21 protein-coding genes are annotated in these 24,096 nt (G+C 72.5%); 11 read left to right on the top strand and 10 right to left on the bottom strand.

Annotation, left to right across the window (positions count from 1 at the left end; translation table 11 throughout):
- Positions 1 to 6: 6 nt before the first annotated feature.
- Positions 7 to 1,353: a ferredoxin reductase family protein gene (locus AB0M08_RS19570; protein ID WP_364494850.1), complete on the top strand. Its 1,347-nt coding sequence runs from the start codon at positions 7 to 9 to the stop codon at positions 1,351 to 1,353.
- A 67-nt stretch (positions 1,354 to 1,420) separates the two neighbouring features.
- Here the strand turns inward: AB0M08_RS19570 and AB0M08_RS19565 are convergent, their stop codons facing one another.
- On the bottom strand, positions 1,421 to 2,410 hold the full coding sequence (locus AB0M08_RS19565; RefSeq protein WP_364494848.1) for a hypothetical protein: 990 nt from the start codon (positions 2,408 to 2,410) through the stop codon (positions 1,421 to 1,423).
- Here AB0M08_RS19565 and AB0M08_RS19560 point away from each other — a divergent pair.
- Positions 2,409 to 5,330, top strand: a complete 2,922-nt coding sequence (locus AB0M08_RS19560) for an AAA family ATPase (RefSeq protein WP_364494845.1) — start codon at positions 2,409 to 2,411, stop codon at positions 5,328 to 5,330. The two genes, AB0M08_RS19565 and AB0M08_RS19560, sit on opposite strands and share 2 nt — an antisense overlap.
- An 84-nt stretch (positions 5,331 to 5,414) precedes the next feature.
- Complete coding sequence (locus AB0M08_RS19555; RefSeq protein WP_364494842.1) at positions 5,415 to 5,651, top strand: hypothetical protein; 237 nt, start codon at positions 5,415 to 5,417, stop codon at positions 5,649 to 5,651.
- Here the strand turns inward: AB0M08_RS19555 and AB0M08_RS19550 are convergent.
- Positions 5,630 to 5,857, bottom strand: coding sequence for a hypothetical protein (locus AB0M08_RS19550; RefSeq protein WP_364494839.1), 228 nt, complete (start codon positions 5,855 to 5,857; stop codon positions 5,630 to 5,632). The genes AB0M08_RS19555 and AB0M08_RS19550 overlap by 22 nt on opposite strands.
- A 63-nt stretch (positions 5,858 to 5,920) precedes the next feature.
- Here AB0M08_RS19550 and AB0M08_RS19545 point away from each other — a divergent pair, with 63 nt between their 5' ends.
- A complete protein-coding gene (locus AB0M08_RS19545; protein WP_364494836.1) occupies positions 5,921 to 6,580 on the top strand; it encodes a TetR/AcrR family transcriptional regulator C-terminal domain-containing protein in 660 nt (219 codons plus the stop codon).
- A gap of 27 nt (positions 6,581 to 6,607) precedes the next feature.
- Here AB0M08_RS19545 and AB0M08_RS19540 read toward each other — a convergent pair whose 3' ends face one another.
- Entirely contained in the window at positions 6,608 to 7,615 is a 1,008-nt protein-coding gene (locus AB0M08_RS19540; RefSeq protein ID WP_364494834.1) for a LacI family DNA-binding transcriptional regulator, read from the bottom strand.
- Positions 7,616 to 7,851: 236 nt separating this feature from the next.
- Here AB0M08_RS19540 and AB0M08_RS19535 point away from each other — a divergent pair, with 236 nt between their 5' ends.
- The 7 genes from AB0M08_RS19535 to AB0M08_RS19505 are packed head-to-tail and all read left to right on the top strand — an operon-like array spanning position 7,852 to position 16,390.
- Positions 7,852 to 8,859, top strand: a complete 1,008-nt coding sequence (locus tag AB0M08_RS19535) for an ABC transporter substrate-binding protein (protein WP_364494832.1) — start codon at positions 7,852 to 7,854, stop codon at positions 8,857 to 8,859.
- Positions 8,860 to 8,864: 5 nt separating this feature from the next.
- Complete coding sequence (locus AB0M08_RS19530) at positions 8,865 to 9,686, top strand: ABC transporter permease (RefSeq protein WP_364494829.1); 822 nt, start codon at positions 8,865 to 8,867, stop codon at positions 9,684 to 9,686.
- Positions 9,683 to 10,456, top strand: coding sequence for an ABC transporter ATP-binding protein (locus AB0M08_RS19525; protein ID WP_364494826.1), 774 nt, complete (start codon positions 9,683 to 9,685; stop codon positions 10,454 to 10,456). Before AB0M08_RS19530 ends, AB0M08_RS19525 begins: the two co-directional genes overlap by 4 nt.
- A 30-nt stretch (positions 10,457 to 10,486) precedes the next feature.
- Positions 10,487 to 12,553, top strand: coding sequence for a hydantoinase/oxoprolinase family protein (locus AB0M08_RS19520; RefSeq protein ID WP_364494823.1), 2,067 nt, complete (start codon positions 10,487 to 10,489; stop codon positions 12,551 to 12,553).
- Positions 12,550 to 14,298, top strand: a complete 1,749-nt coding sequence (locus AB0M08_RS19515) for a hydantoinase B/oxoprolinase family protein (protein ID WP_364494821.1) — start codon at positions 12,550 to 12,552, stop codon at positions 14,296 to 14,298. Before AB0M08_RS19520 ends, AB0M08_RS19515 begins: the two co-directional genes overlap by 4 nt.
- On the top strand, positions 14,295 to 15,155 hold the full coding sequence (locus AB0M08_RS19510) for an ornithine cyclodeaminase family protein (RefSeq protein ID WP_364494818.1): 861 nt from the start codon (positions 14,295 to 14,297) through the stop codon (positions 15,153 to 15,155). Before AB0M08_RS19515 ends, AB0M08_RS19510 begins: the two co-directional genes overlap by 4 nt.
- Entirely contained in the window at positions 15,155 to 16,390 is a 1,236-nt protein-coding gene (locus AB0M08_RS19505; protein ID WP_364494816.1) for an amidohydrolase family protein, read from the top strand. Before AB0M08_RS19510 ends, AB0M08_RS19505 begins: the two co-directional genes overlap by 1 nt.
- A gap of 168 nt (positions 16,391 to 16,558) precedes the next feature.
- On the opposite strand, the gene AB0M08_RS19500 is transcribed toward AB0M08_RS19505, so the two are convergent.
- The 7 genes from AB0M08_RS19500 to AB0M08_RS19470 are packed head-to-tail and all read right to left on the bottom strand — an operon-like array spanning position 16,559 to position 24,088.
- Positions 16,559 to 18,034 (bottom strand): FAD-dependent oxidoreductase, encoded by a 1,476-nt coding sequence (locus AB0M08_RS19500; RefSeq protein WP_364494813.1) that lies wholly within the window; start codon positions 18,032 to 18,034, stop codon positions 16,559 to 16,561.
- Entirely contained in the window at positions 18,031 to 19,539 is a 1,509-nt protein-coding gene (locus tag AB0M08_RS19495) for a GMC oxidoreductase (protein WP_364494810.1), read from the bottom strand. Before AB0M08_RS19495 ends, AB0M08_RS19500 begins: the two co-directional genes overlap by 4 nt.
- Positions 19,539 to 20,759 (bottom strand): MFS transporter, encoded by a 1,221-nt coding sequence (locus tag AB0M08_RS19490; RefSeq protein WP_364494807.1) that lies wholly within the window; start codon positions 20,757 to 20,759, stop codon positions 19,539 to 19,541. The genes AB0M08_RS19495 and AB0M08_RS19490 overlap by 1 nt, the downstream gene beginning before the upstream one ends.
- Complete coding sequence (locus AB0M08_RS19485; RefSeq protein WP_364494805.1) at positions 20,756 to 22,312, bottom strand: GMC oxidoreductase; 1,557 nt, start codon at positions 22,310 to 22,312, stop codon at positions 20,756 to 20,758. The genes AB0M08_RS19490 and AB0M08_RS19485 overlap by 4 nt, the downstream gene beginning before the upstream one ends.
- Positions 22,309 to 23,316, bottom strand: coding sequence for a TIM barrel protein (locus AB0M08_RS19480; protein WP_364494802.1), 1,008 nt, complete (start codon positions 23,314 to 23,316; stop codon positions 22,309 to 22,311). Before AB0M08_RS19480 ends, AB0M08_RS19485 begins: the two co-directional genes overlap by 4 nt.
- Positions 23,313 to 23,696, bottom strand: a complete 384-nt coding sequence (locus AB0M08_RS19475; protein ID WP_364494800.1) for a DUF6379 domain-containing protein — start codon at positions 23,694 to 23,696, stop codon at positions 23,313 to 23,315. The genes AB0M08_RS19480 and AB0M08_RS19475 overlap by 4 nt, the downstream gene beginning before the upstream one ends.
- Positions 23,696 to 24,088 carry a DUF6379 domain-containing protein gene (locus AB0M08_RS19470; RefSeq protein ID WP_364494797.1) on the bottom strand — a complete coding sequence of 131 codons (393 nt, stop codon included), beginning with the start codon at positions 24,086 to 24,088 and terminating at the stop codon, positions 23,696 to 23,698. The genes AB0M08_RS19475 and AB0M08_RS19470 overlap by 1 nt, the downstream gene beginning before the upstream one ends.
- Positions 24,089 to 24,096 lie beyond the last annotated feature (8 nt).

Below are 24,096 nucleotides of genomic sequence, written 5' to 3'. Positions count from 1 at the left end.
AGGCTCATGATGGACACCGCAACCCTGCCGCGCGCCGGCCGCGCCGGCTCGACCCGGGCGGCGCACCTGCTGCTCTGGGCGTTCCTCCTGGTCAACCTGGCGATCGTCCAGGTCCTGTCGGCCCACCCGGCGACACCGGCGTACAACACGCTCGGCGTCGTGGGCCGCTACCTCGGCCTGCACCTGGGCTTCGCGATGGCCGTCCAGGTACTGCTGATCGCCCGGCTGCCCTTCCTCGAACGCCGGATCGGCATGGACCGGATGACCAACTGGCACCGCTGGACCGGGTTCGCGGTGTTCTGGCTGGTCGTGCTCCACCCGACCTTCGTACTGCTGGGCTTCGCCGAACTGGACCGGATCTCGTTCCTCGCCGAGATCCCCAACCTGGCCGGGCAGACGCCGGTGCTGCTCGGCATGATCGCCGCGGGACTGGTCTGCCTGATGGCGGTCACCTCGGTGCGCGCCGCCCGCCGCCGGTTGTCGTACGAGACCTGGCACGGCGTACACCTGCTGGTCTACGTGATGCTCGTGCTCGCGGTGATCCACCAGGTCTACGAGGGGAGCTCGTTCACCGCGAGCACGCTCGGCCGGGTCTACTGGTGGGGGCTGTGGGCGTTCGCGATCGGCACCCTGCTGACGAACCGGCTCCTGGTCCCGCTGGTCCGCAACCGGCGCCACCGGCTGCGGGTCGTGGCGGTCGTACCCGAGACCGACGAGGCGGTCTCGGTCTACGTCGGCGGCCGCGACATGGAGCGGCTCCGCGCCCGGCCGGGCCAGTTCTTCTGGTGGCGGTTCCCCGGTCACGCCTCCTGGTGGCAGGTGAACCCGTGGTCGCTGTCGGCGGCGCCGGACGGCCGTACGCTCCGGCTGACCGCGAAGGCGATCGGCAGTACCAGCGCGGGGCTGCGGCGGCTGGAGGTCGGCACCCGGGTGTACGCCGAGGGCCCGTACGGCGCGCTCACCACGGTCCGCCGGACCCGGCACGACGCCCTGCTGATCGCCGGCGGCATCGGCGTCACCCCGATCCGCGCGCTGCTCGAGGACCCGAACCTGACCGGCGACATCGTGGTGCTCTACCGGGCCCGGACGCCGGCCGAGGCGGTGCTGCTCGGCGAGATGCGCGACCTGGCCCGGCGCCGGGGTGCGCGCCTGCACGTGCTGACCGGCCGCACCAGCCGGGAGAACCAGCCGTTCAGCCCGGAGAGCCTACGCGGCCTGGTACCCGACATCGCCGAACGGGACGTCTACATGTGCGGCCCGGCCCCGATGGCGGACGCCGTGCTCAGCAGCCTGCGTGCCCTGCGCGTGCCCCCGCGCCAGCGCCACGTCGAGGCGTTCCGGCTGGCGGTCTGAGCCCCGCACCGGGCGTCGGGCCGGACCGCCGTGGTGGCGGTCCGGCCCGGGTGGGTCCGGCCCGGGGTCAGCCCAGGGCCGGCGCGAGGTCGGTGCGGCGGTCGTTGAGCGATCGCTGCTGGGACCACTTCTTGTCGTCGAACTGGGACCACCAGACGTGGTTGTCGGTACCGGTACCCCGCCACGCCATGATCAGACGGCCGGTGGCGCTGCGGCTGAGGGCGGGAGCCGCGTCGGTGCGGCGGTCGCCCAGCACCTGCTGCTTCGTCCACTTGCTGCCGGTGAACGGGGACCACCAGATGTGGTTGTCATCGCCGGTGCCCCGCCACGCCATGACCACCCGCCCGGACCTGCTGACGCCGAGCGCCGGGGCGGCGTCGGTGCGGCGGTCGTCGAGGGACTTCTGCTCGCTCCACGCGCCGTCGTCGAACTGGGACCACCAGAGGTGGTTGTCGGTGTCCGCGCCGCGCCACGCCATCATCAACCGGCCCTTGCCGCTGCGGACGAGTGCGGGGGCGGCGTCGGTGCGGCGGTCGTCGAGTTGCTCCTGCTCGGTCCACGCGCCGTCCTCGAACCGGGACCACCAGATGTGGTTGTCGGCACCGGTACCCCGCCACGCCATCACCACCGACCCGTCGCCGTCGTAGCCGAGGGCCGGCGCCAGGTCGGTCCGGCGGTCGTCGAGGACCTCGGGGTCGGTCCACGTGCCGTCGTCGAGTTGGGACCACCAGATGTGGTTGTCGTCCTCGGCGCCGCGCCACGCCATGATCTGCTGCCCGTCGTCGTAGCGGGTGATCGCGGGAGCGGCCTCGGTGCGGCGGTCGTCGAGCACCTGCTGCTTCGTCCACTTGCCGCCGTTGAGCTGGGACCACCAGAGGCGGTTGTCGTCGCCGGTGCCCCGCCACACCATCGGAGGGTCGGTCGCCGTCGCCGTCGCCGCCGGCGTGACGGCCCCGGCAGGGGAGCCGATCAGACTGGCCGCGGCGCTCGCGACCAGCAGAAGCGTACCGAGAACGGTGCCTTTTGCTTTTCCGCTGTGCATTCTTCTCCTCCTCATGGGGGTCCTCCTCGCCGGTGACCGCCCTCGCTGCGGTCTCGCCGGTGGCCTCATCCTGGGTGGACTCGCACGGGCAGACATCCGGGCCTTCCCGGAGGCTCAACCTTCGGGGGGATCAGGCGTGGGAACTCCGTTTCGGCTTTTCGGGCGTCAGGCGGAGCGGGATCTCGTGGGGGCCCTCGTGGACCGGGTGCACGAGGGCCGCGGCGGCGTCGGCTTCATCTCCGGCGAGGCCGGTATCGGTAAGACGACGCTGCTGGACGCGGTGCTCGGCGGTTCGCCGGTGCGCGTGCTCCGGGGCGCGGCGGGTGAGTTGTCCGCGGGCCGCCCTTTCGGGGCGCTCATCGACGCCCTCTCCGGTTCCGCGGGCGCCGAGTCGCTGACCGGGAGACCGGACATGGCGCCGCCCCCGCACTCCGAGGGCCTTCACCACCGGCTGATCGACCGGTGCGTCGCCTTTCTGGAGCGGGAGGCGCTGCGAGCACCGCTCCTCCTCGTCCTCGAGGATCTCCACTGGGCTGATCCGTCGACGATCCAGGCCGTCTACGACGTCGGCCGGCGGCTCGCCCACGTGCCCCTGGCCGTCCTGGTGACGTTCCGGCCCTTTCCCAGCCCTTCTCCGTTGAGCCGTGTCGTCAGCGACCTGGCGGCCAGGGGCGCGGTGCGTGTCCCGCTCGGGCCGCTCGGCGCGGAGGCAGTCGCCGCGCTCCTGAGCCATCTCGTCGGCGCGACCCCGTCACCCGGTTTCCTCGCGCGCCTGGCGGGAGCCGGCGGTAACCCTCTGTACATCCGGGAGCTGGTCCGGGCCCTGGCGGCCGATGACGCCCTGCGGCTGATCGACGGCCGGGCCGAGATCGACGACCGGGCGGTCGTGCCGCCGTCGTTCCAGCTCTCGGTCGATCAGCAGCTGGGGGCGCTCTCCGACGGTACGCGTCACCTGCTCCGGGTCGCCGCCGTCCTCGGTGAGTCGTTCCCCCTCGCCGACCTGGCCACCGTGCTCGGCCGGCCGGCGAGCGCGGTGCTGGCGGAGATCGACGAGGCGGTGTGCTCCGAGGTTCTGCGGGTCGACCCGGACGGGCTGACCTTCCGTCACGCGCTCGTGCGGGAGGCCGTCTACCTGGCCCTGCCCGAGACCGTCCGGCGTGCCCTCCACGTGCAGGCCGGCCGGGCGCTGGGGGACCGGGGAGCGTCGGCGATCGCGGTCGCCGCGCATCTGGTCCGGGGTGCCTCGCCCGGCGACGACGACGCGGCCGCGTGGTTGCGGCGGGCCGCGAACGAGGCCGCCCCGAGGATGCTGGGCGCGGCGGTCGAACTGTTCGAGGGTGCCCTGGCGATCGCCTCGGCGGAGTACCCGTACCGGTTCGCGCTGATGGCGGAGCTGGTGGACGCGCTGATCTGGTCGGGCCGCCACACCGAGGCCGCCGACCGGACCCACGTGCTCCTGGCCCTCGACGGGGACACGGCACGCCGGCACCGGGTCCAGCGTGTGGTGGTGCGGGCCCTGGCGATCGCCGGGCGCATCGACGACGCGAGCCGGGAGATGGCCGCGGCGGCGGAGTCCTTCGAGGGCGACGACGCCGAGCGTCTCCGATTCGACGCCGACGCGGCCATGATCGCCGTCCTCACCGGAGACACGGAGACGGCGCTGCGATCGGCCGAGGACACGCTGCGGCGGGCCGGGGAACAGGAGAACGACGAGGTCCGGCAGTGCGCGAGCGCCACGATCTGCCTCGCGGCGACCTACACCGGCGAACTCTCGCGCGCGGTAGCGGCAGGCCAGACCGCCGTACGGCTCGGCGGCGCCTCCGCGAGCCCCGCGCAACGGTACTGCGCGCACATCTTCCTGGGCACCGCCCTGATGGAGGCCGACCAGCCGCAGGACGCGGACCGGGTGTTCCGCGCGGGCCGCCGCATCGCGGAGAACGCCGGCACGTTGTGGCAGACGGTGTGCTACCTGACCGAGACCGGCGTGCTGAAGTTCGACACCGGCCAGTGGGACGACGCGGTCGCCGAATTGGAGGCCGGTTCGGCGCTGGCGCAGGAGTCCGGGGCCTCGCCGTGGATCCTCCAGGAGGGGCTTCTCGCGGTGATCGCGCTCCGCCGGGGCGATCTCGCCCAGGCGTCCGAGCACGTCGGCCGCGCGCAGCACGCCTACGCCGGTGGACAGCGATTCGGCGCGGAGTTCGCCTTCTGGGCGACGGCGCTGCACGCGGAGGCCCAGGGGGACCCCGGCGCGGCGCTGGCGATCCTGTCGCGGACCTGGGAGCACTACGCGGCGCTGGGCTTCCTGCCGCACAGCGCCCGTGTCGCCCTCGACCTCACCCGGCTCGCGACGGCCGCCGGTGACCGTCGCCGGGCACGGGACGTCGCCGCCACCATGGACCTCCTCGCGAAGCGGGCGGACACGCCGGCCCGGCGCGCCCTCGCCGAGGCGTCCCGCGGGCTCGCCGAGGACGATCTGGACCGGGCGACGGAGGCCGTGGCGGCGTACGAGCCGACGCCGCGCCGCGCCGAACACCTGCACTGTGCCGTCGTGGTCGGGCACGCGTCGGCGGCGGCCACCGGCCACCGGGACCAGGCGATCGCCACGCTGACCCGGGCGCACGCCCTCGGCACCGCGATGGGCGCCGGCGCGCAGGTCACCGCGGCCGCCGCCACGTTGCGCCGGCTCGGGGTACGCCTCGGCCCACGAGGCCGCCATGTCACCGCCGCCACGGGATGGGACAGCCTGACACCGACAGAGCTGCGGGTGGCACTGCTCGCGCGCGACGGTCTGACCAACAACGAGATCGGTGCCCGGTTGCACATCTCCGGACGTACGGTGGAAACGCACTTCGCCCATCTCTTCGCCAAGCTCGGCATGTCCTCCCGGGTTCAGGTCGCCGCCGAGGTGGTGCGCCGCTTTCCGCGCGACCGCTGACCCGGCGTCTATGTCCCAGGGCATAGACCCGGGTCTGACCGCGGCCCGATCCGCCGGGGCCCGCCGGGCAGCAGACTTACCGGCATGGATGACACCAGCCTCCGGACCTGGCTCCGCCCCCTGATCATCGGCGTCTCGTGTGCCCCGCTCGCGGCGATCACCGTGCTGCACACGATGGGCCGCTCGGGCGACTTCGGCCTGCTGGGGAAGTGGTACGTGATGGTCCCGCTCGCCGTCGCGGGCTACTTCGCGTGGACGCTGATCGAGAAGGCGATCGCGTGGTCCACCCGCGAGAAGGGTCAGGACGCGGCGCCGGAGTAGACCTCGACGTCGTACAGCAGCCGGACCGGCTCGCCGTTGGTGACCCCGACGAAGACCGGCTCCCCGGCCGGCGTCCACCCCCGCCGCTCGGCCTCGGCGCGGGCCGCCTCCCGCGACGCGCGATGCGGCTTGTCCACCTGATGCAGCTCCATGACCCGGCGAGCGGTCCCGCGATCGCTCGCCACCTGAACCCGTAGCAACGGCATGACCTCAACTTAACGCCGTGCAGCTGCCTTAACAACGTAAAATGGGGGAGTAGGATCGGCGGTGTGGAGACCACCTCGATCTGGTTGCGGGACGACGCGCCGCCGACGCGCCCCTCGCCGCTGACCAGGGAACGCATCGTGGACGCGGCGGTGGTGCTCCTCGACCGGGACGGGGTCACCGGCCTGACCATGCGGCGTCTCGCGCAGGCGCTGGGCGTCACCGCGACCGCGCTGTACTGGCACGTCAAGGTCAAGGAGGACGTCCTCGACCTGGCGTTCGATCACATCTTCGACGAGGTGCCGCTGCCGGATCCGACGCCGGACTGGCGGGCGGACGTCCGTGCCCTGATCCGGGCCTGGCGCGACGTCATGCTCCGCCATCCCTGGTCACCGGGGCTGGCCGGACGTCCGGTGCCGGGGCCGCGCGTCCTCACCCGTACCGAATACTTGCAAGCGGCGTTGACCCGCGGTGGCCTCGCGGACCGCGACCTGGCGGTGACCACCCGCCTGCTGGCGAACTACGTGATCGGTGCGGCGCTGACCGAGTCGACCTACCACCGGAGCGCTGACCCGGGAGCGCGGGCCGACACGCGGCGGCACATCACGGTGAACGCGGCTGCCTATCCGGTGCTGACCGCTTCCGGTCATCTCGACGCCGATCGGTGGGACTCCGACGAGCTTTTCGGGCGCGGCCTCGACACCATCCTCGGCGCCGCGGGGTGACAGGGCGCAGAGATGGGGCGGGCGGTCTCACCGGGCCGTGGAGCCCCGGAGGTGGAGCTCGGGACGGACGTGGACCGGGGTTCGTGGTTTCGGGGCGCCGCTGAGGAGTTCGAGCATCAGGCGGACCGCGGTGGCGGCCATGCCCTCGTGGTTGAGGTCGATCGCGGTGATCGGGACGAGGGCCGACCGGGAGCCCTCGGTGTCGCTGAGCGAGGCGACCATCAGGTCGTCCGGCACCCGGATGCCGAGTTCGGCGGCGGCCGAGACGGCGAGCGCCGCGAAATCGCTGACGTGGACGACCAGGGTGTCGGGGCGGGCCGGGGCGGCGAGTAGGCGCCGGATGCGCTCACGGGCGTCGGTCAGGGTCAGGCCCTCACTCAGCACGTGGGTGCGGGACTCGTGGCCGTGGTCGGCGCACCAGGTCTCGACGAGCTCCCGCGTGCGTACGTTCCACGCGTTCTCCTCGGTGCCCGTCAGCAGGGCGAAGTTCCGGGCTCCCCGGTCGCCGAGCTCGGTCATCAGGGCGTTGACGCCGGTGGTGTAGTCCAGCCGCACGGTCCAGGGGTAGTCGGGAAGCGCCAGGTCCTCCTCGATCGCGACGGTGGGCATGCGGCGGGCGAGGAGTCCGTTGAGCACCGCGTCCTCGCGGTACGGGTGCGCGACGATGCAACCGTCCATCGGGACGGGCTGGATCCGGGGGTGGTCGAGGCTCGGCACGTGGACCACGCCGATGCCCTCACGCAGCACCTCCGTGGTGACGGTGCCCAGGAGGCGGTTGTAGGTCTCGACCCGTCCGGAGCCGCCGCTGACCGCGAACTTGGGCCGTAGCACCAGGCCGATCAGCCCGTGCCGGCCGATGCGCAGCGCGCGGGCCGCGGGGTTGGGGTCGTACCCGAGGTCCTGTGTCGCCTGGAGCACGCGCTCGCGGGTGGCCTCGGAGATGGTCCGCGCCCCGGAGAAGGTGTGCGAGACGGTGCTGATCGACACTCCGGCCCGCTCGGCAACGTCCCTGATGGTCACCTTGCGTGCGGCCATGGAGGCGTGGTCCCCGTTCTTCGCGCTCGTCGAGCCGCCATTGTCGCATCGGCCGGCCCCGGCAGGCCCCGCAGTCGCCCGCTGTTAACAGCGTGTGTCCCCTCTTGACGGTGGGAGCCGGGGCAAGTTTCATGATGTGCACTCTATCAAAACCTTTTGACAGAGGTCAGAGCCTTGCAGAGGCCCGTAGAGTTCGAGCGTGGTGCCCGGATTCTCCTGGAAAGGACCTTTTGGGGATGAAGTCGATAAGATCACTGGCCGTTGCCCTCGGGCTGGCCGGCGTGCTGACGCTGTCGGCCTGTTCGGGCGGCGCGGCGGAGAGCCCGGCCGGCGCCGGCAGCGCGTCCGGCCCGTCGCTGACGATGGCCGTCTCCCCCTGGATCGGGTACGGCCCCTGGTACATCGCCCAGGAGAAGGGCTACTTCGCCGAGGCCGGGCTGAACGTGACGCTGCAGAACTTCAGCGACTACAGCGCCGAGCTCGCGGCGATCTCGTCCAGCAAGGTCGACGCCGTGTCGTTCCCGGTCAACGGCGTGCTGCAGAACTTCGCCGACCTGCCGGTCACGGCGACCCTGCTGCTGGACTCCAGCACGAAGGCCGACGCCATCCTCGCCAAGGACGCCGTCGCCTCGGTGGCGGACCTGCGCGGCCGCAAGGTCGCCGTGGAGAAGGGCACGACCTCCGAGCTGCTGCTCTCCTCGGCGCTGGAGAAGAACGGCATGACCTTCGCCGACGTGACGGTCGTGCCGACCGCGTCCGACCAGGTGGCCGGGGTACTGGCCTCCGGGAGCGTGGACGCGGCGGTCGCCTACGAGCCGTACGTCTCGACCGCCCTCAAGAGCGACGGCGTCAAGGAGCTGTACACGGCACAGCAGAGCCCCGGCCTGATCAGCGACGCGCTCTACCTGGACAAGGCGTACCTGGCGGCGAACCCCGGCGCGGCGGCCGCGATGGCGCGGGTCTGGGAGAAGGCCGTCGCCGCCTACGAGGCCGACCCCGCGGCCGGGCAGAAGATCATCGCCACGGCGATCGGCGCCGACCCCGCCTCGCTGACCGCGGCCTTCGACGGCGTCCAGTTCTACGACCTGGCGGCCAACGCCGAGCAGCTCGGCGACGTCTTCGCCACCGAGACGCTGCCCGGTATCGCGAGCACGATGAAGCTCGCGGGGATGATCGACGCGGTGCCGGACCTGACCGGGGCCGTCGACGCCACCGGCGTCGCGACCGCGGCGAAGAGCGGCTGACCCGGGTGACACGATCCAAGGGCCGGCCGTTACGGCCCGAACTGCTGCGCATCGACGGCCGGGCGGGCCGGGGCGTCCACCTGCTCCTGAGCGCGCTCGCCTTCGGGGCGGTGCTCGCCGCCTGGGCGCTGACCACGGCCGTCGGCAGCGTCCCCGACATCTACCTCCCGTCGATCGGCGCGGTGGCCGGGGCGCTGCGGGACGCGGCCGCCGACGGCACCCTCGCCGGTGACCTGGGGATCTCGCTGACCCGGATCCTGGTGGCGTTCGCCCTGGCCGCGGTCGTGGCGGTGCCCCTGGGGCTGCTGGCCGGGCGGATCCGGCTCGCGGACGCGCTGATCACCCCGCTGGCCGAGTTCGCCCGCTACCTGCCGGTGGTGGCGTTCGTGCCGCTGACGATCATCTGGGCCGGCACCGAGGAGAGCCAGAAGTATCTGGTGATCTGGATCGGCACGTTCTTCCCGCTGCTGCTCATGGTCATCGACGACGTACGGCGGGTGGGCGCGGACCTGGTGGACTTCGGCCGGACGCTGGGCATGACCGACGGCCGGATCCTGCGGCGGATCGTGATGCGCGGCGCCCTGCCCGGCATCGTGGACTCGCTGCGCATCTCGCTGGGCTGGTGCTGGACCTGGCTCGTGGTCGGTGAGCTCGTCGCCGCCACCTCCGGCCTCGGATACCGGATCACGATCGGTCAGCGCTACCTGGAGACCGAACTGATCTTCGCGTACATCCTCGTCCTGGGCGTCGTCGGCCTGCTCAGCGACCAGGCGCTGCGGCTGCTGCACCGCACGCTCTTCCCCTATCTGAGAGAGAGTGGCCGGTGAAGCTCGAACTGGACCGGGTGACCAAGCGGTACACCCACCGCAAACGCGACGTGACCGCGCTGCGGGAGACCACCTTCGGTGTCGCCGAGAACGAGTTCGTCTCGCTCGTCGGCATCTCCGGCTGCGGCAAGAGCACGCTGCTCTCGCTGGTGGCCGGGCTGCACCGGCCCAGCGGCGGGACGATCCTGTTGGACGGCAGCGAGGTCCGCGGGCCCGGCGCCGACCGCGGCGTGGTGTTCCAGACCTACACGCTGCTGCCGTGGCTGACCGCCCGGCAGAACATCGAGTTCGCGCTGAAGGAGACCCGGTCGGGGGAGAGCCGCCCGGCCGAACGCGCCCGCGACCTGCTCCACGAGGTCGGGCTCGGCGACTTCACCGACGCCTACCCGCACCAGCTCTCCGGCGGGATGCGCCAGCGCGTCGCGATCGCCCGGGTGCTCGCCTACCGGCCCGAGGTGCTGCTGATGGACGAGCCGTTCGGCGCCCTCGACGCGCTGACCCGCACGCTCATGCAGGAGCTGCTGATGAAGGTCTGGGAGGAGCACAAACTCACCGTCCTCTTCGTCACCCACGACATCAACGAGGCGGTCTTCCTCTCCGACCGGGCGATCGTCATGTCCCGCAACGAGGACCGGTTCCTCACCGACGTCCGCATCGACCTGCCCCGGCCGCGCACCACCGACGTCCTGCAGACCCCCCGATTCAGGGAGCTGAGCGCCGAACTACTCGGCCTCGTCCGCGACGAGGCCCGCGCCGCCAGCCACTTCTGACACCTGAGTCCTCTCCGGAACGGAAAGCACATGTCCCACAACACCCCTCCCAAGTGGCGGCTGGCGGTCGACGTCGGCGGCACCTTCATCGACTACATCCTGTTGGAGGAGAACACCGGCGCCGTCGTCATCGAGAAGCAGTCGGCGACCGCCGGAACCCTGGCCGACGAGTTCATCGCCGGGGTGGAGCGGCTGCCGGCCGGGCTGCCCGAGGTCGACATGCTCATCCACGGCACCACGGTGGCGCTGAACACCCTGGTCCAGGAGCGCGGCGCCACCACGGGCCTGCTGACCACCGCGGGGTTCCGCGACGTCCTGGAGCTCGGCCGGGGCGGGCGCCCCGAGCTGTACAACCTGCGCTACCTGCCCGCCACCCCGCTGGTGCCCCGCTATCTGCGGCGGGAGCTGGACGAACGGGTGCTGGCCGACGGGACGGTACGGCGGCCGCTGGACCTGGACCAGGTACGCCGGGAGGTCGAGTACCTGATCGAGCACGGCGTCGAGGCGATCGGCGTGGTGCTGCTGCACAGCTACGCCCGCCCCGAGCACGAGGAGCGGATCGCGGCCCTGATCCGCGCGGAGTACCCGCAGCTGGCGGTGAGCATCTCCAGCGAGCTGATCCGGGAGTGGCGCGAGTACGAGCGCACCTCCACCACCGTGATCAACGCCTTCACCTCGCCGGTCTTCCAGGAGTACGCCGCCAAGATCGAGAGCCGGACGCAGGAGGCCGGCCTGCGCCACCCGATCGCGTTCATGCGCTCCAACGGCGGCGTCATCCCGATCGCGCAGGCGCAGATCCGTCCGGTCGAGACGCTCGGCTCCGGCCCGGCGGGCGGCGTGGTCGGCGCCAAGCGGCTGATGGGCCACGCCGGGTACCCGAACGTGATCTGCGCGGACGTCGGCGGCACCACGTACGACGTCGCGCTCATCGTGGACGGCGAGATCGTCGAGCGGGCCGACACCATCGTCGAGAAGCGGCCCATCATGGGCCAGGTCATCGACATCGTCTCGGTCGGCGCCGGCGGCGGCTCCATCGCCCGGCTGGACCCGATGACCGGCAGCCTGCGGGTCGGACCGGAGAGCGCGGGCGCCTTCCCCGGACCGGCCTGCTTCGGCCGCGGCGGCACGCTGCCGACCGTCACCGACGCCCAGGTGGTCCTCGGCCTGCTGGACCCGGAGAACTTCCTCGGCGGACGCCTGAGCCTGCGCGCCGACCTGGCGGAGACCGCGATCCGGGAGCAGTTCGGCGCGGATCGCGACCTCGTCGAGGCCGCCTCCGGGATCATCGCGGTCGCCCAGGCCAACATGGCCAACGCGATCCGCCAGATCACCACCCAGCGGGGCCTGGACCCGCGCGGGTTCGTGATGCTCTCGTACGGCGGCGGTGGCGGGCTCTTCGCCGCCGGGGTGAGCGAGGAGCTCGGCGTCGACACGGTCGTGGTCCCGCAGTCCGCGGCCGGGTTCTCGGCCTGGGGCATGCTGAGCGCCGACTACCGCGACGACACGTCCCGGACCGTGCGCTGTCCGCTCGACCTCGCCGGGATCGCCGACATCCGCGTCCGGCTCGCCGAGCTCGCCGCCGAGGCGTCCCGGACCCTGGTCGGCTACGGCTTCGACGCCGGCACGCTGAAGCCCGCGTACTCCCTGGAGGCCCGGTACCGGGGCCAGGAACACACGATCAGCACCCCGATCGACCCCGCCTGGCTGGACCTGACCGACGAGGACCTGCTGGCCGAGCTGCGCAGCGCGTTCGTGCTGCGGCACCGGCGGCGCTACGGCCACGGCGAGCAGGACGTGCCGATGGAGGCCGTGGTGCTGCGCTGCCGTGCCGTCGCCCCGGTGGTGGCGCCGCGGATCGCCGCGGCACACGCCGAGACCCCGCTCTCGTCCTCCGGCAGCCGGCGCATCCTCTTCCCCGGCGCCGGCTGGTGCGACGAGGTCCCGGTCTACCAGCGGCAGGCGTTCGGCGCCGACGACCGGGTCACCGGGCCCGCGGTGATCGACGAGTGGACCACCACCGTCATCGTGCCCCCGCTGTGGACGGCGCACGTGGACGGCGTCGGCAACCTCGTACTCGAGAAAGGATCTTCGAAGTGAGCGCCACCATCGACATCGTGAAGGCGGAGATCACCCGCAACGCGCTCGGCTCGGCGGCCGAGGAGATGCATGACACCCTCGTGCGCAGCGCCTACAACCCGCTGATCTTCGACGTGAAGGACTTCGGCGTGGCGATCTGCTCCGCCGACGGCAAGCTCTGGGCGGAGGCGCCGGGTCTGCCGGTCTTCCTCGGCACGCTGCCCGCCACGGTCCGCACCATCAACGACAAGTGGGGGCCGGACGGGCTGCGCGACGGTGACGTGATCATCTGCAACGACCCGTACCTGACCGGGACGCACCTCTCCGACGTCGCGATCTCGCTGCCCGTCTTCCACCGGGGGCGGCTGGTCGCGTTCACCACCTGCATGGCCCACTGGGCCGACATCGGCAGCGCCAGCGCCGGCGGCTGGTCCACCGCCTCCACCGAGATCTTCCAGGAGGGGCTGCGCTTCACCAACCAGCGGATCTTCCTCGCCGGTGAGGCCAACCGCGACCTGCTCGACCTGATCGAGGCGAACGTCCGGGTCCCGGAGACCGTGCTCGGCGACCTGCACGCGCAGGTCGCCACCTGCCGCACCGGCGCCGAACGGGTCCGGTCGATCTGCGAGCGGTACGGCGCCGACACCGTCGTCGAGCTGATGGACCACGTGATCGCCAGCACCGAGAGGTCGCTGCGCGCGGCGATCACCGCGCTGCCCGACGGCGTCTACCACCGTGCCGCCCGGCTGGACTTCGACGGCGTCGACCGCGACTACGAGCCGGTGATCTCGACCCATGTCACCGTCGCCGGCGACCGGCTGTCGGTCTCGTTCACCGGCACCTCCGGGCAGGCGCCCGGTCCTATCAACATCGGCCGTCCCGCCGTGCTCAGCTCGGTGGCGACCGCGGTCAAGGGCATCCTCGACCCGCTGGGCCGCACCAACGACGCGCACATGCTGATCAGTGACATCGAATGGCCCGCCGAGCCGACGATCGTCACCCCCGAGGAGCCCGCGCCGTGCGACTCCTACGGGTACGCCAACGTCACCATCACCGAGCTCGTCGCGTACGTCCTCGGCCGGCTCACCCCCGACCGGGGCCGGGCCAGCAGCTACCAGATGTGGGCACAGTACTTCCTCTGCACCAACGCGCCCGCCGAGAGGCGTTTCGTGCTCGCCGAACCCGTACAGGGCGGCCACGGCGCCTTCCCCGGCCACGACGGTGCGACCCTGGTCTACATGGGCGACGGCGACACCTGGAACACCCCGGTCGAACTGCTCGAGGCCCGCTATCCGCTGATCTGCGAGCAGTTCTCGCTCAACGCGGGCAGCGCGGGGGCGGGGGAGTTCCGCGGAGGCATGGGCGTACGCCGTGACTTCCGGGTCCTCCAGGAGAACAGCATGATCAAGACGGCGCTGGAGAGCACGAAGGACCCGCTCTCGCTCGGCCTCGCCGGGGGCGGTACGGGCCGGGCCTCGCACGGCGAGATCACCTACCCAGACGGTCACGTCGACGTGCACCACGAACGGCTCGGCGATTATCCCGTCCCGGTCGGCGCGGTGGTCGGCGTCCGGACCGGTGGAGGCGGCGGCTACGGCCGGCCCTTCGACCGGGATCCGGAGCGGGTCGCCGCCGACGTCCGCGACGAGCTGGTCACCCCGCTGGAGGCCAGGGAGGTGTACGGCGTCGCCCTGCTGCCCGGCCGGCTGCGCGACGCCTGGCTGGTGGACCACGAGGAGACGGCGCGGCTGCGGGGCCGGGAATGAGCCTGCCGCACCTGACGGCCGCCGACGTGCTAGCCACGGCGCCGATGGACGCGGTCGGCGCCCTGCGGGACGCGCTGACCGCGGGCCTCGACCCGTCGGCGGGACCGCCACGGGTCGGGGTGGACCTCACGCACGGGCAGGTGCTGCTGATGCCCGCCGAGTTCGGCGACCGTGCCGGTGTCAAGATCGCCGCGGTGGCGCCCGGCAACCCGGCCGCGGGCCTGCCCCGCATCCAGGGCGTCTACCTGCTCATGGAGGCCACCACGTTCACCCCGCTGGCCACCCTGGACGGACCGGCGCTGACCGCGGTGCGGACCGCCGCGGTGACGGTCACCGCCCTGGAGCCCGTGCTGCGCGGCCGTCGGGTGGCGATCATCGGAAGCGGCCCGCAGGGCGTCGCCCACGCCCGGGCGCTGCAGGCCCATCTCCACCCGGAGAGCCTCGTCCACCTCACCCGCCGGGACCTGCCGGACTCCGGTCACCTGCGCGCCGCCGACGTGATCGTCTGCGCCACCACGGCGGCCGAGCCGCTGTTCGACTCGGCGATCCTGCGTCCCGGCGCCGTGGTCGCCGCGATCGGCTCGCACGAACCGGACAAGCGCGAGCTGGACACGGCCCTGCTGACCCGCGCCCAGGTCGTGGTCGAGGATCGGGACACCGCCCTGCGGGAAGCCGGCGACGTCGTCCTCGCCGGGTTGCCGCGCGACCGGCTGATCCCGATGGCGGACGTGGTGACCGGGAGGGTCCGGCTCGCCCCGGACCGCCCGGTGGTCTTCAAGGGCACCGGGATGGCGTGGCAGGACGTCGTCGTCGCCGACCTGGTGCACCGCCGCTGGTCGCGGCGGGTGATCCGGTAGTGGACCCGGACGGCTACTGGCTCACCGGAGCCGACGTCTTCGACGCCACCGGCACGGCGAGCAGGCGCGCCGACGTGCACGTCGTCGGCGAGCGGATCGCCGCGGTGGAACCCGTCGACCCGGCGTCCCGCGGCGTCGACCGGCGCGCGCCCACGATCGACGTCACCGGCGGCACGCTGCTGCCCGGCTTCATCGACGCGCACGCCCACGTGGGGATCCTGCGCCTGCACGACCAGGGCCGGATGGCGCCGGCCGTGCAGGCCGGCGCCGTGTTCGCGAACCTGCGTTCGGCGCTGGACCAGGGCTTCACCACCCTGCGCGACCTCGGCGGCGTCGACGGCGGGCTGGTCGAGGCGATCGAGCGGGGACTGGTCGCCGGCCCGCGGTTGCTGCCCAGCGGCCAGATACTCTCGCAGACCGGCGGCCACGGCGACCACCGCGGCCGGTGGTCGCCCGACGCGGAGAACCCGCCCACCGGGTGCGGCATCAGCCTGCCGATGCGCCTCGTGGACGGGCCCGACGCGGCCCGGCGCGCCGCCCGCGAGCAGTTCCACCGGGGCGCGACCCAGCTCAAGGTCTTCGCCACCGGCGGGGTGCTCTCCGACGGCGATCCCCTCGACGCGCCCCAGTTCTCCCTCGCCGAGTTGCGCGCCGTCGTCGAGGTGGCCGAGGACCGGGGCAGCTACGTCACCGCCCACGCACACACGTCCCGGGGGTTGCTGCGCGCGCTCGACGCGGGCGTGCGGTGCATCGAGCACGCCAGCGACATCGACGAGGCAGTCGCCGCCCGGATCGCCGAGTGCGGGGCGTCGGTGGTGGCCACCCTGACCGTGCACGAGGTCATGCGCGCCGAGCCGGGCTGGGACGCCGCCTCCGCGCGCCTGCACGAGACCACGCTGGCGTCCCTGGCGATGCTGGACCGCGCCGGGGTGCGGCTGGGCTGCGGCGCCGACCTGATCGGCGAACGGCAGGACCGCCGGGCGTGGGAGCCGTTCCTGCACGCGGAGCTCTTCGGCGCCGCCCAGGCCTTGCAGACCGCGACCCGGGTCAACGCCGAGATCCTCGGCATCGACGACCTGGTCGGCACGGTGGAGCCCGGCAAGCTGGCAGACCTGGTGGTCCTCGACGGCGATCCGCTGCGCTACCCGGCGTCGCTGCGCGACATCCCGCCCCGCCTCGTCGTCCAGTCCGGCCGCGTAGTGCGCCGATCGTCGTCAGGTCCGCCGGTGCGGTGACCCGGTCGACCGCCGGCGAGGGCAGTGGGCCGGGCCACCTGCCGCCCGCATCCTGTCCCGTGCCGAACGTCTACAGACGGCCACGACCCGTGCAGAAGGGCGCCGCCTGCCGGCTGGGGCTGGGGCAGGCGGTGAGGCCGAGGCCGGTGATCCGGATCGTGCTCTTGATCATCGCGGAACGGCGCCGCGGGTCGAGCGATGGCCGGCGGGCCAGACGCCCTGTTTGCCCGGCGACAGGACGCCCGCCGGGTCGAGGGCGTCCTTGATGCGCTCGACCGTGTGCCGGTGCGCCGAATCGTACGCGTCGTACCGGTCGGCGATCAGGTCCATGTAGGCCACGTGGGCGCGGTACGGCGCATATCCGGCCGCGGCCGCGTCGGCGATCAGCTCGGGGAAGAGCGCCGCGACCGCCGCTGCCTCTGCCGGATCGTCGCGGTCGAAGCTGACCAGGGCGAGGGCGATGGCATGTCGAGGGTTGAGCGTGAAGCCGCCCGCATAGTCGAAGCCGTGGGCTTCGACCTTTCTTTCGATCAATTCCTTCTGCCGTACGGCGTCCCGGCCGGTCGGCGGGCAGACCAGTGAGAAGTCGGTGTGCGCGGGGGTGCCGCCGCGCCACTCGGCCATCCGGATCAGGTCGGTGCTGGGGATGCCGAGCTGTGCCCGGTCGGCGGGGTGGACGTCGGCCGGGTCCACGTCGCCGGGGTAGGTGGTGACCTTGAGGTCGAAAGCGGACACCGCCCCGCGCAGGACGTCGAGCCGGGCCGCGACCAGCGCGGGCGGCCCGTAGAACGCGCAGCGGGCGTTCCACCGGCCGATGCCCAGAGCCGCGGTGATCCGGTCGACCGCCGCGGCCGGCATCGGGCCCGCACCGGTCCACCACGCGGCGCGGGGGCTGACCATCGAGGCGATCACCGGTGCGTTGCCGATCACCACGTTGCTCTGGATCGTGCCGTCGAGCAGCAGCGGCCGCAGTGTGTCGATCAGTGGGGCGAGGTCGTCGTCGGAGGGCGCGCCGATCTGGCAGACGCTGATCGTCTCCGGTCGTGGCATCAGCCAGACGCCCATCTTGGTGACGATGCCGAGGTTGGACTGGACGAAGAGCCCGTCGAGCGAGGGCCCGTACCCGCCCTTGTACAGCGCCCACGCACTGCTGTCCGGGAACGCCCCCATCCCGGTGCGCAGCAGGGTTCCGTCGGCGAGGACCACTTCGAGGCCGCACATGTACGCCGAGTGATCGCCGTGCGGGGTGTACCCGAAGCCGCGCTCCAGGGCGTTCCCGATGACGCTGCCCCAGCCGATGTCCGGAACCGACGGCATCAGCCGGGACCCGGTCGCGCGCAGGTGCTCGTCGAGCGCGAGGAACGTGACACCGGGCTCGACGACGCAGTACCCGCTCTCGTCGTCGACCTCGAGGATCCGATCCATCCCGGACAGGTCGAGGAGCGTGCTGCCGGGCACGCGTGGGGCGGCGCCGCCGTACCCCAGGTTCTTGCCTCGGGAGACGGTCCAGAGTGGCGTCCCGGACGCCGCGGCGGCACGGACCGCGGCCTGCACCTCCTCGACCGAGGTGGGCCGGACGATCTCCGCCGGGTTGACGGCCGCGCTGCCGAGGAAGGAGAAGGGGTCGCCCTCCACAACGCTCATGACAGGTCCTCGACGATCGCGGCGGCGCCCAGGACGGCGAAGGCGACGCTGGTCAGAGTGGGGTTGCAGGCCGTTCCGGTGGGGATCAGGCCGTTGCCGCCGGCGAAGAGGTTCGAGGTTCCCCACACCCTGCTCTCCGTGGAGCAGACCGAGGTGCCGTCGTCGGCCGGGCCCATTCGCAGCGTGCCCTGGTAGTGCAGCGAACTTCCCGGCGGCATGATCCGCGGCTGGGCGTCGGGCAGGAACGTGCCGAGCGCGGCGGCGGCGCGGTCCAGATTGGCGCGCGCCCGGATCAGCTCGTCGCGATCACGTTCGGACAGTGACCAGTGGATGGTCATCGCGGGCAGCCCGGTCTCGTCGACGTCGACGGGGGAGAACTCGATGCGGTTCTCCGGTCGCGGCTCCTGGCGGCACCCCCAGCCGACGGCGGCGAAACCGGTGGCGGGGGAACCGGTGGCGGGGGAAGGAGCCGGGACAGGCGGCGTGCGGTAGTACATGATCTGGCCCTGGAACGGGTGTGCCTCGTCGGCGAAGGGCACGGTCAGCGCGCCGCGGACCGGGTCGGCGAGCAGCGCCGCCGGTGCGTCGCCGCTGTCGTCGCCGGCCAGCGCGCGCAGGTGCGGTGCGAGCGCGACCACGCCCATCATCAGCGGGTGTTCGTTGAGGTATCGGCCGAGCGCGTGCGGCCGGATCCCGGAGGCCCAGAGCAGCTGCGGTGTCCGTAAGGCATCAGCGGCGACCACCACGGCGCGCGGGCGGACGGTGTAGCGGCGCCCGGTCGCGACCTCCTCCAGTTCGGCGGCGGTCACCCGGCCGTCCTCGTGGTCGAGGCGGACGCAGGCGGTCCCGGCGCGCAGTTCGAATTGATCGTTGCCGGTCAGCGGCGCGAGGATGGTCCCGGTCCCGGTCCACTCCACGGTGCCGTCCGGGTTCTCCGTGCAGGCGACCGGCAGCAGCCCGACCTTGCGCCCCGCGGGCAGCTCGTCGTCGAAGACCCCGGCGAGGGCGGAGCGCAGCGCCTTGGTGATCGGCCGCTCGCCGAAGGCCTCGGCGGTGGTGTGCAGCAGGCCTTCGGCCGTCTCGACGGCGGCGTTCCACTCCAGGTCAGGGATGAAGTCCGCCCGTTCGCTGCCGTACGGCCGGGGCGTCGCGCACGTCCAGTGAGCACCCTGCCCGCCGACGCAGGTGCTGACCGCCGCCGCCGGGAAGTCCCCGGTGCCCATGTCCGCGATCAGGTGCGTGCCGGGCCGCGCGGTGATCGTCTCCCCGGTCGAGTACGGCGTGCCGGTGGCCCGTGCGGCGTGCGAGCCCTGTGATCGTTCCCGGGCAGTGGCCTGCGCGTCCGGGTCGCCGAGGTTGCGCACGTTGCGGCCGGGCGGCTCGGTGACCAGCGGACCGCGTTCGACCATCAGGACGCGCGCACCGGGCAGCCGCTCCGACACCAGCCGGGCATAGGTCGCACCGACCGGTCCACTACCCACGATCAACAGATCAACTTCAGACATCAGAAAACCTCTTCCTGTGTACGACGGAGAGCCCGCCACCCCGACAGGGCGGCCACCGTGGCGGCGCCCCCGGCAACGGCGTAGGCGGCGCGTGGCCCGGCGGTGCCGGCGAGCCCGCCGACGAGCAGGCCGGTGACCGGGTTCATGCCGGGTAGCGCGGCGGTCCAGACGCCCATCACCCGGCCCCGCAGGCGCGGTTCGGCGCTGATCAGCACGAGTGCGTTGGCCCGGGCGATGAACCAGATGGAGACCGCGCCGACCACGGCGAGGGCGACCATCATCAGGGGCAGGGTGGGCGCCAGGGCGCAGAGGACGACCGCGACGCCGGTGGCCAGGGCGAGGCGGCGTACCTCGGGTCCGGTCGGTTCGCGCCCGGCGGCGGCCGACAGGATCGCGCCGGGCACCGCGCCGACCCCGAACATCGCGGTGAGTACGCCGAGCGCCCCGCCACCGGCGTGGAACACCCGGGTCACCATCAGCGGCATCACGACGCTGATGTTGTAGACCGCCCCGGCCGTGACCGCCAGGAGCAGGCAGGCCCGGATGGCCGGGGTGCGCCGGCAGTAGCGCAGCCCGGCCCGGATGTCGCCCCGGCCCGCGGCGGCGGTCACCGGGGTGGTGGCGGCCGGGCGGGTGATCAGCAGGACGATCAGGGCGGGTACGTAGGTGAGCCCGTTGACCAGGAAGCACACCCACGTGCCGGAGATCGCGAGCACCGCGCCGCCGAGCGCCGGCCCGAGGATCCGGGACGCGTTGATCACCACCTCGTTGAGGCTGATCGCGCTCGCCACCCGGTCCCGGCCGACCAGGTCGAGCACGTAGAGCTGGCGGGCCGGCTGGTCGACGGCGAACGCGACGCCGGTGGCGAGCGAGAACGCGACGAGGGACCACATCCGGGCGGTGCCGGTGGCGGCCAGTACGGTCAGCCCGAGGCAGAGCACGATCTGCGCCGCCTGGGTGAGGATCAGCAGGCGGCGGCGGTCGTGGCGGTCGGCCAGCCCGCCGAGCGCCGCGCCGAGCAACAGGGTGGGCAGGAACAGCACCCCGGTGACCAGGGCCAGCTCCAGCCCGCCGCCGCCCAGCTGGACGACGAGCCAGGCCATGCCGACCGCCTGGGTGGAGCCGCCCGAGGCGGAGAGGATCTGGGCCAGGAACCACCGCCGGTAGTCCCTGGCCCGGAGCACTCCGGCAGCCTCGGCCAGCCCCGCGAGAGCGGTCATGCCCCCGGCTCGGACGCGATCCGCTCGGCGTCCGCGAGCGCCCCCAGCTCGGCGGCGATCTGCTCGGCGGCCAGCACGGCCAGGGCCACCGCGGTCAGCGTGGGGTTGCACGCGGTCGCGGTCGGGATGACCCCGTTCCCGGCGACGAAGACGTTCGCCGTACCCCAGATCTTGGAAGTGGAATCGCAGGTGGAGGTGCCGTCGTCGGCCGGGCCCATCCGGACGCTGCCCTGGTAGTGCATGCTGCTGCCGGCCGGGAGGAGCTTCGGTTCGCCGCCGGGGACGAAGCGGCCGAGGGCGGCGGCCATCCGGGAGATCTCGCCCCGCGCCCGGGAGACGCCCGCTCGATCCTTCTCGGTCAGCCCGTAGTGGATCGTCGGCGCGGGCAGGCCGTAGCCGTCGAGCCGGTCCTCGTCGAAGGTGACCCGGTCCTCGGCGCGCGGCTCCTTGGCGCCGAACGTGCCGATGCCGACCACCGACGCGTTCGGATCGGCGTCCTCGCCGACCAGGATCGGGGAGGCGTCGAGCTGCATGATCTGGCCGTGGAACGGGAAGCTCGCGTCGTCGAACGGCACCCACATGACGCCGGTCAGCAGGTCCCGCTGGTCGAGGACGTCGGTGTACGCGGCGCCCGAGCCGGGGACGTCCAGGATCACCGCGGAGATCACCTGGGGCTGGTCGTTCAGGTAGCGGCCCAGCGCCCCGGGACGGATCCCGGAGGCCCAGAGCAGCTGCGGGGTGCGGATCGCGTCCCCGGCGACCACCACGACGCGAGCCGTCACGGTCTCCGTTTGACCGTTCCGGATCAGCTCGGCGCCGGTGGCCACGCCGTCGGTGTGCAGGATGCGGCGGCAGACCGTCTCGGGGGAGAGGGTGAAGCCGTCGGCCGGGCCGGTCAGCGGGCCGAGCACCTCGGCGGCGCCGGACCAGGTCGGCATGCCCCGGTCGCTGGGTCCCTGGTTGCTGGGCGCACACGCGAGCGGCATCGGCTGCACCCGGCGGTCCGGTTCGCGGCCCTGGTCGTAGAGCGCGCCGAGGGTCTCGATCACGTACTCGCTGGACGGGCTGGGCCGGAACGCCTTCTGGGTGACGGTGAGCAGCTCCTCGGCCCGGTCGAACGCGGACGCGAGGGCGTTCTGCGGGAGGAAGCCGATCCGCTCGGTGCCGCCGGGGCGGGGACACGCGCAGGTCCAGTGTGCGGACATGCCGCCCACGTTGCTGGACATCGCCGCGGCGGGCATCCCGTCCTGGTCGTCGTCTCCGTCGACGGGTTCGCGGAGCAGGAACGTGCCGGGCCGGGCGGCGAGCCTGCCGCCCGGGACCCGGCCGGTGGCGGAGGCGGCCCCGTCGGCGTTCGGGCCCTGCGAGCGGGCCTGGGCGACGGCGCGCTCGTCGGGGGCCAGGTTGCGGGTATTGCGGCCGGGTACCTCGGTGACCTGGGGGCCGGCGTCGACCATCAGGATCCGGGTGCCGGGGCGGCGTTCGGACACCTCGCGGGCGATCGCCGACCCGGCCGGGCCGCTGCCCACGATGAGAAGGTCCACGTCGGTCATCGCTGTCCCCCTCCGGACGTAGCCGCGGCCAGCAGTGTGCGGCACATCTCCTGGTGCTCGCCGACCAGCGCGAAGGCGTCCACGTCGTGCTCGGTGGCGAACGCGTGTCCCTCCCACTCGCTGGAGATGACGCCGTCGTAGCCGCCCTCGACGAGCAGGCCGAGCAGTTCGGCGTACGGGATCGACGGCTCGGTCCCGTCCTCGATCTCGTAGAACTTGCCGTGCACGTGGACGACCCGGTCCAGGATCTCCCGCCAGCCCTGCGGGTCGGCGTGGCCGAACATCGTGTACGCCAGCCGGGTCTGGTCCACGACCGGGCCCTCGGCACCCTGCTCCTTGGCGAGCGCGGCGAACCGGTTGAACCGCACGTGCGGCAGCTCGTCCCCGGACCAGATCTCCACCAGCGCGGGCAGCAGCGAAGCGGGGAGGCCGTCGCGGACGAACTGGTCGAGCATCCCCCGGGGCACTGCGGTCATCGTCGCGCTGAAGTCCGGGATGAAGCCGAGGTACTCCGATCCGATCCGGTCATAGCACTCGCGGACCGCGACGATCGCGGGCGTGGTGGCGGCCTCCGGGGCGTGCAGCTCCATGCCGAGCTTCACGCCGGCCTTCTCGGCGACCGGGGCGATCCGCTCGATCACGCCCGGGGTGGCGCCGATCTGGATCCGGGCCACCGGGTATCCGAGCAGCCGGGCGACCTTCACCTGGGCGGCCAGGTAGTCGACCATCTCGTCCTCGGTGAGGAACCGGTCGCTGCGCAGCGCCACGTCGATGTTGGTCCCGAGACACGACGGCTCCAGGCCGTTGCTCTCCAGTGCGTTCCGGAAATTCCGGATCTGATCCGGGGTGAGGTGCGGGAAGCCCTTGAAGCTCTGGAAGCCGACGACCTCCAGGCCCGGCCCCAGGTTCAGCGCCGCGACCTTGGCGATCATCTCGTCGAGCGTGTACTGACCCGCTCGCCACTCGTTCGTGTAGGCGTAGAGCGTGGATCCGGTCTTGATCATGCCGCCACCTCCAGCTCCATGTCGACGTGGGCGCGCTGCACGAGGGCGGTCTCCGGCCCGATGACGATGTAGGGGATCCGCCAGCCGATCTCGAGTTCGACCCGGACCGCGCTCTTCGCGGTGCTCACCGGCAGATGGAGCGTGGCCGGATCCTGGACGAACCACCACTTATCGTGAAATGCCGGAAGTTCGTCCAGCGTGTAGGTCGCGCCGTCCAGCTCGAACGTGGGCGTCACCGCCGCTCCGTCGACCTCGAGTGCGAAGACCCGCACCGAGGAGAGCGGCAGGCTCCGATACCAGCCCACCCGAACATCGAGATCAAGACCGTTTACGGTACGGCGCAGAGCACCCGGCCGGACCACGCCGTCGCTGAGCCCCATCAGGCCACCACCGCGGTCTTGCGGCACCGGGCCTCGGAGAGCACCGGCATGTAGGAGATCCGCAGCCGCTCGATCACGTCGAGGGTGTGCTCCCCGGCAGCCAGTCCACCCGGCTTGCGTACCGTGAGAAGCGCCCTCTCCCCGAACTCCCACCGGTCGCCGATCTCGTCGGCCATCTCGGCGAACGTGTAGGTGCGGGCGCCGCCGAGGGTGAACCGCAGGTCCTCGACCGGGACCGGCGCGCCGTCGACGACCACCTCGAACGGCTCGACCATGGAGAGCCGCAGCCCCCGGTAGTAGGTGATGCGGACCTCGAACGCGTAGCCGGTCACCGCGCCGTCCTCGACGACGTTGTGCAGCGTCTCCTCGCAGACCATGTACTTGTCGAACATGTGATGAC

The sequence above is a fragment of the Actinoplanes sp. NPDC051851 genome, from assembly GCF_040681165.1.
Classification (GTDB): Bacteria; Actinomycetota; Actinomycetes; order Mycobacteriales; family Micromonosporaceae; genus Actinoplanes.
This window is presented reverse-complemented; position numbering and strand designations above follow the sequence as displayed.

Bases quoted from the DNA above. Each gene is read 5' to 3' on its own strand.
- AB0M08_RS19570 (WP_364494850.1), top strand. From the start codon at position 7: ATGATGGACACCGCAACCCTGCCGCGCGCCGGCCGCGCCGGCTCGACC.
- AB0M08_RS19480 (WP_364494802.1), bottom strand. From the start codon at position 23,316: ATGATCAAGACCGGATCCACGCTCTACGCCTACACGAACGAGTGGCGA.
- AB0M08_RS19470 (WP_364494797.1), bottom strand. From the start codon at position 24,088: ATGTTCGACAAGTACATGGTCTGCGAGGAGACGCTGCACAACGTCGTC.
- AB0M08_RS19490 (WP_364494807.1), bottom strand. From the start codon at position 20,759: ATGACCGCTCTCGCGGGGCTGGCCGAGGCTGCCGGAGTGCTCCGGGCC.
- AB0M08_RS19555 (WP_364494842.1), top strand. From the start codon at position 5,415: ATGGATGACACCAGCCTCCGGACCTGGCTCCGCCCCCTGATCATCGGC.
- AB0M08_RS19485 (WP_364494805.1), bottom strand. From the start codon at position 22,312: ATGACCGACGTGGACCTTCTCATCGTGGGCAGCGGCCCGGCCGGGTCG.
- AB0M08_RS19540 (WP_364494834.1), bottom strand. From the start codon at position 7,615: ATGGCCGCACGCAAGGTGACCATCAGGGACGTTGCCGAGCGGGCCGGA.
- AB0M08_RS19500 (WP_364494813.1), bottom strand. From the start codon at position 18,034: ATGAGCGTTGTGGAGGGCGACCCCTTCTCCTTCCTCGGCAGCGCGGCC.
- AB0M08_RS19510 (WP_364494818.1), top strand. From the start codon at position 14,295: ATGAGCCTGCCGCACCTGACGGCCGCCGACGTGCTAGCCACGGCGCCG.
- AB0M08_RS19475 (WP_364494800.1), bottom strand. From the start codon at position 23,696: ATGGGGCTCAGCGACGGCGTGGTCCGGCCGGGTGCTCTGCGCCGTACC.
- AB0M08_RS19550 (WP_364494839.1), bottom strand. From the start codon at position 5,857: ATGCCGTTGCTACGGGTTCAGGTGGCGAGCGATCGCGGGACCGCTCGC.
- AB0M08_RS19565 (WP_364494848.1), bottom strand. From the start codon at position 2,410: ATGAGGAGGAGAAGAATGCACAGCGGAAAAGCAAAAGGCACCGTTCTC.
- AB0M08_RS19520 (WP_364494823.1), top strand. From the start codon at position 10,487: ATGTCCCACAACACCCCTCCCAAGTGGCGGCTGGCGGTCGACGTCGGC.
- AB0M08_RS19560 (WP_364494845.1), top strand. From the start codon at position 2,409: ATGGGGGTCCTCCTCGCCGGTGACCGCCCTCGCTGCGGTCTCGCCGGT.
- AB0M08_RS19535 (WP_364494832.1), top strand. From the start codon at position 7,852: ATGAAGTCGATAAGATCACTGGCCGTTGCCCTCGGGCTGGCCGGCGTG.
- AB0M08_RS19495 (WP_364494810.1), bottom strand. From the start codon at position 19,539: ATGTCTGAAGTTGATCTGTTGATCGTGGGTAGTGGACCGGTCGGTGCG.